Origin of the sequence: Paenibacillus sp. TAF43_2, assembly GCF_052113545.1 — a bacterium.
GTDB lineage: Bacteria > Bacillota > Bacilli > Paenibacillales > Paenibacillaceae > Pristimantibacillus.
Map to the genome: position 1 here is coordinate 1 of NZ_JBFRDK010000272.1, position 5,627 is coordinate 5,627.

Here is a 5,627-nt window from a genome sequence, read left to right on the forward strand (position 1 = left end):
GCTGCAACCAGCGCAATGATCGTGACCATCAGAAGCAGCATTGAAAACTTATTGCGTGCTTTACTCATTTTTTTGTCCCCCTAAAAATGATATTGGATAGACTTGGTGTCTTCCGTGGTTTCATCATAAGCGGAGGGGCAAAGCAAACATATGCCGCATTTATAGATGATATGGACATATTTTTGGATAGCTCTAGTTACCGAATGTGTGTACAACGCAAAAAAAGCCAACCAGTAAGCTCTGGTTGACCTAATAATAGGAAGGGACTTAGGAAGAACGATGATGTCCTCCCCTTATTATACTTATAGCTTACGAACCTAGTAGGCCTTATTTAAAGCATTCTTAATGGGTACCGCCGCAGGCGGATTCGAAGACAGACAGCTATTGCGTCGTTGTCTGCTGCTCCTGCTGCCTTGGCTGTCTGCCGCCGCCAGCGCCTCCGCCAAAACCACCGAAACCTCCCGTGCGAACAGTAATGGATTCTGCAATCTGCGTATCGTCAGTTAGCATAATAGACAAAATATCATCGGCTTTTAGATCTGCCAGCGCTATTTCTTTCTCGACCATTTGTTCATTCTCAAAGGTGACTGTCATGATTTTGGTCGTATCTGTCACCTGAATGTCCACCGTCTCCTCTGAGAACATAGCGTCCATATTCATCCTGCCGCCGCCCTCAGGAGCCGTTCCATCACCAGCGGGTGGTTGCGGAGCCTCACCTTCTGCTGGCATTTCAGCGCCTTCTGGAGGCAGCTGCCCCTCGCCGGCTCCAGGCATATTGCCCGTTCCATCCCCTTGCGGCGGACCGCCTTGTCCCATAGCCGATTTGTAGAGGGTAATCGTTTGGCCATCCACCGATTTCACTTTACCCATCAAATCCGCTTGAGCCCCCATCTGCCCCATGCCCGCTCTGGCTCCATTCCGCTGTACTTTGCCCTGAGCATCCACTTGCTGATCGGATGAAACCTGTTCGTCCTGAGCTCCGCAGCCTGCCAAAGCAGCAGCGATAACTACAGCGCTAAGCATCACTTTCCATTTGTTCATATCGTTCATCTCCTACGAATATGTAATGAATAGCTTCTATTCATAACATTCTAGCATTCGATTATGAACATGAGATGAACGGAAACTGAAGCGAAAATTAACCTTTTTGAGCAAGCGGATTCCGCTTCCAATTGCCTGATATAAATAGAAACGTACCGATCCATCCGCATATAGAAGCAATAACCAGCAGCAATGACAAAGATACACTATCCGAAAGCGATGTGCTTAAAGTCGGCCCAATCGTTCCTCGCACGCCAAAAAGCATCAAATGCAGCCCGAAAACCATTGCTTCCCGGCCAGGCGCCAGTCGGAAGACAAATGCCAATATGCCGATATCCCAAATCGCTTCCCCGATTCCTTGTATCGCATTGCCGGTTATGACCGCGGCATAACTGCCCCAAAGCCCATATAACATCGGCACTATAGCGTAAGCTGCAATGCCGCATAACAGCGTATATTTAATATCGATGCGATCGATCATCCAGCCCGCTATCCAGAACGTAAGCAGCAGCGCTGTAAAATAAGCGACACGAGCATAACCAATTTGCAAATTGGAAAGCTGAAGCACATCTACCTGTATAATTTGATACAACGGATTTGCAAACATATTGCCAAACCCGGTAAGTGTAGTCGCCGCTAAAAAAACAGCTAGCGTTCGATTTTCTTTAATGAGCTTCCACTGCTCCTGAAGCGGGAACCGGCTCGTTTTTTTCAGAGAAGCAGGTTTATCAGGAGCCTTCTGTACAGGCAGCTTCAGTGTATTAAATAGACTTATAGAGAGAAAACCCGCAATGGAAGCTGCAATGAGTGGACCTGACGGCCCAAAGGCATCCGACCAGCTGCCAACAAAGTAAGCAAGCGGGATCATAATAATCCCCATTGCCACCCGCACATACCCCATTAGTCTTCCACGCAAATCAGAAGGATACATACGCGATACTAATGCCGCATACGCAGGAGCCTGCACTCCCATTAACAGCTGAAATACAAGCGCAGCCACTACATACAAGGATGGATAAGCGAAAAAAGCCGGCAACAGCAGCAGCAATCTGCCGATGGCATTAGGAATGACGACGAACGGTTTGGGGTTGTTCGCTTTCTCAATCCAAGACGCCCAAAATGGCGAAAACAATAAACCAACGGCAGGTGCTGCTGACAATAATCCAACTTGAAAATTGCTTGCTCCTTGTTGAATCGCGAAAGCTACATAGAACTGGTTCATGACGACATTAAATAAGCTGAAAAGACAGGATGCACCTAAATCGATGCGGGCATTTCTCCATACATTTGCAGTCATTGGCATACCGAACTTCATGATTCGCGAACTTTCCTTGGCCTCGGATTCCATTTGGGCAGCTACCTTCTTCTCTAGGTTGATGATATACGCACGGAGGACCCCTTGCGCTGCAAAGGATCCTCTCTCAAGCACTTCATTCGATTGGATATTACTACACTCCTCACTTTTTGTACAGCATTAGTTGCTCAAAAAAGCATACGCTTCCAAAAGGCATTGATGCGTTCGGTTCTTTCTAMTATTCCAGTAGTATGATAGACTTTTTCTCAAAGGTTCACAGTCATTTTCATATCATTGGAGGGTATTACGTGAGTATTGCAGTAGGAATTGATATTGGTGGAACAAAAATAGCATTTGGCTTCGTAGACGAGCAAGGAAACGTTATTGCGAAAGGTTCATTAAAAACTAATCTGCAGATCACGCCCGCAGACATGCTTGCGCAGGTTGCAGACGCGGTAAAGCAGCTGGCAGAGAAAAATGGGCTAGCGCTAGAGACGCTTAAAGGAGTCGGCGTAGGTGCACCCGGACCGCTTAATACGATAAAGGGTGAGCTGACTTGCCCTCCAAACTTAAAAAGCTGGTGGGGCTTCCCTGTTGTTGAGGCATTGCAAGCCCATCTGCCGCTTCCGATTAAGATGGAGAATGATGCCACCGCTGCTGCCCTTGCCGAGAAATGGGTCGGCGCTGCACAGGATTCCGAGCATTTCATCTTTATTACAATAAGCACAGGCATTGGCGCCGGCATCTTTATGCATGGCAAGCTGCTTACTGGATCAACAGGAAATGCCGGCGATGCTGGCTTTATGATTATGGATCAAGCCGGTACGCCATGGGAAGTTGTTGCTTCCGGTACAGCCGTTGCCCGTCAAGCGACGGAGCTGCTCGGCCGAGACGTTTCTTCCAAAGAAGCATTTGAGCTGGCTGCACAAGGCGACCCCCAAATGTCCGAGCTGGTTAACCGTGTATTCAAAACAATCGGCATGGGCTGCGTATCGCTAATCAATATTCTTGATCCGAACAAAATCGTTATCGGCGGCGGCGTCTCACAAGTAGGCGAACCACTTTTTGCAGCGGTTAGAGACTATGTATCCAAAAACGCGCTTAACCCATCAGGCAGGGAAACGGCTATCGTACCCGCGAAGCTTCAGCAGGACGCTGGACTAATCGGCGCTGCCGCATTAATTCAACAAGCTTACTAAGCAGTTGAAAATATAATATAGAAGGAGCTGCTGTTCGAGGCTATAAGCCTTGTACAGCAGCTCCTTTTTTGCGTGATGAATAAATAGAGTTATATTGGAACAGTTGGTTACTCCGTTACCTATTTTCATTTAAATAGTTTACAGCCTAATTGTGATGGATGTTTAGTCCATACCGCTGTTCGATAGCGTCATATCATACCCTATACAGTTTATTATTTAGGGAGGTATGAATGAGCTTGGGAAATCCACTCGCAACAAAGAAGAAAACAATTCGTATTTGCCCAATGAAAAGAAAGAAAAAGCACAAAAAGATCATTAATTTCAAGAAAAGGCGGCCTCATGCTGCCTGTCAACATGGCTCCCAAGGATTTCGAGGACCGCAAGGTTCGCAGGGGTCTTCAGGACATCAAGGTACACAAGGTCTTCAAGGGCTTCAAGGTGCTCAAGGACTCCAGGGACCTCAAGGTCTTCAAGGGCTTCAAGGACCTCAAGGTCCTCAAGGGCCCCAAGGCGAATCGGGATCTATTATCGTCCCTTCTATTCTCATTTTACCAGCTGCCCAAAGATTTTTTTATAAGATGGCCTCAGATGCCGAATCCCCATTCACTATTTCAGCAGATGATTTTACAAACGATGAAGGAACATTCATAACTGCTTTTGTAGGCAATGGTCCAAATAGCTATAGCAATCTCTATATTAATGGGATACTGCAAGCAGGCAGTTTGTATATCATTAATGAAAATAATTTGAACATTAGTCTCGATAATCAAACTATTTATTCGGGTACACCAGTAATTCTCGAAACCGTTACATTCTCGGCTATCGTTGTTCCTTAGTTCAATCTATTAAACTCCGCGATTCAAACCTTCCCTTTTTCGAATACTAGCATAAGTTAGTAGAGAGAAGAGAGGTGATATACATGCCAATCACAAAACCATTCATGGCTGCCAGAAGATTTAGTGCCACAGCAGGGGACGGAACTGGAGTCGGTGCTGCGTATAATATTCTTGCAACAGCAACAACGAATGACACCGGTACAGCCGCAACAGCATTTCCAACTGCTCCCGCTTACTACAATCTTTATATTAATGCACAGATTCAAACTGCTGACACATCAACGGTTACGACTACTGCTATTACCATACCAGACGGCGATACACTCGATCCTTTGACTCCAATTGTAATCGAATTTGTTGTAAACTAACCTAATTTGTTGACTTGGTGCCGACAATCCTTTTTTTTATATTGTCGGCATTATTTTTCATTAGAGGTTATTAATTCCTTACATAGCTTCTAATCATAAACAAGGAGTTGAATATGAATGCCGATCATTTACCCTATCTCTCCCCCAATAGGTTCCGGATATATTTATAATATCAGCGCTCAAACTGTTCCGGTGGAGGCAGATATTATTTTTGATACAAGTGTTATTATCACACCCGGTATTACGCATTCCCCTGGAACCAGTCAGATTACCGTTTCCACCACTGGAAATTATGAAGTTACTTTTTCAGTACCGGGAGTAGAACCGAATCAATTCGCCTTATTTTCAAATGGAACGCTAGTTACAGGATCCATATATGGTTCAGGAGCTGGTACTCAGCAAAATAATGGGCAGTCTATCATGGCTCTAGCGGCTGGCAGTACTCTCACACTGYGAAATCATAGTTCAGCTGCTGCCGTTACGCTGCAAACTCTGACCGGTGGCACTCAAACAAATGTAAATGCTTCTGTTATAATCAAAAAATTAAGTTGATTTCTAATCCACAACCTCACGAGGATATGGATTTTTCTTTCCTGCATAATTAGTTAACTTTATAATTATTGCTAATTGCATCGACTGTTTATTGCATTTTCCTATAACGCTTATTCCCTTTATATATTAGACCAATAGAATATTTGGCTATATGATAGATTGAATCATACAAATGGTTTCCATATTACGCAGTTATTGAGGAGAAAATAAATCAGTAACACAGGGGAGGTTAACCGCATGTCGATTTATGATTTTCAAGCGCTCTCCATTTTCGGAGAAACAGTAAAGCTGTCATCCTACCGTGGAAAAGTTATCTTGATCGTCAACACGGCAAGCA

General features: G+C 45.0%; 6 protein-coding genes and 1 pseudogene. 5 read left to right on the plus strand and 2 right to left on the minus strand.

Translation table 11 applies throughout. The features are described 5' to 3' along the window. Positions 1-381: 381 nt before the first annotated feature. Both AB4Z17_RS31575 and AB4Z17_RS31580 read right to left on the minus strand, forming a co-directional pair. Positions 382-1,041 (minus strand): hypothetical protein, encoded by a 660-nt coding sequence (locus AB4Z17_RS31575; protein ID WP_441908358.1) that lies wholly within the window; start codon positions 1,039-1,041, stop codon positions 382-384. A 97-nt stretch (positions 1,042-1,138) separates the two neighbouring features. After that, the gene (locus AB4Z17_RS31580) at positions 1,139-2,470 is read right to left on the minus strand and encodes an MFS transporter (RefSeq protein WP_441964239.1); all 1,332 of its coding nucleotides are present in this window, start codon (positions 2,468-2,470) and stop codon (positions 1,139-1,141) included. Between the two features lie 173 nt (positions 2,471-2,643). Between AB4Z17_RS31580 and AB4Z17_RS31585 the strand changes: the two genes are divergently transcribed. From AB4Z17_RS31585 to AB4Z17_RS31605, 5 genes and pseudogenes are all read left to right on the plus strand, one after another. Beyond that, complete coding sequence (locus AB4Z17_RS31585; protein WP_441908360.1) at positions 2,644-3,534, plus strand: ROK family protein; 891 nt, start codon at positions 2,644-2,646, stop codon at positions 3,532-3,534. Between the two features lie 230 nt (positions 3,535-3,764). Then, on the plus strand, positions 3,765-4,370 hold the full coding sequence (locus tag AB4Z17_RS31590) for a DUF4183 domain-containing protein (RefSeq protein WP_441964241.1): 606 nt from the start codon (positions 3,765-3,767) through the stop codon (positions 4,368-4,370). Between the two features lie 83 nt (positions 4,371-4,453). Further along, entirely contained in the window at positions 4,454-4,738 is a 285-nt protein-coding gene (locus AB4Z17_RS31595; protein WP_076267468.1) for a DUF4183 domain-containing protein, read from the plus strand. Between the two features lie 117 nt (positions 4,739-4,855). Continuing rightward, the gene (locus tag AB4Z17_RS31600; RefSeq protein WP_441964243.1) at positions 4,856-5,290 is read left to right on the plus strand and encodes a BclA C-terminal domain-containing protein; all 435 of its coding nucleotides are present in this window, start codon (positions 4,856-4,858) and stop codon (positions 5,288-5,290) included. A 237-nt stretch (positions 5,291-5,527) separates the two neighbouring features. Continuing rightward, positions 5,528-5,627 (plus strand): annotated as a pseudogene (locus tag AB4Z17_RS31605) (glutathione peroxidase); the annotation flags it as partial.

Coding starts and splice junctions, on each gene's coding strand:
- AB4Z17_RS31575 (WP_441908358.1), bottom strand. CDS start 1,041: ATGAACAAATGGAAAGTGATGCTTAGCGCTGTAGTTATCGCTGCTGCT.
- AB4Z17_RS31590 (WP_441964241.1), top strand. CDS start 3,765: ATGAGCTTGGGAAATCCACTCGCAACAAAGAAGAAAACAATTCGTATT.
- AB4Z17_RS31595 (WP_076267468.1), top strand. CDS start 4,454: ATGCCAATCACAAAACCATTCATGGCTGCCAGAAGATTTAGTGCCACA.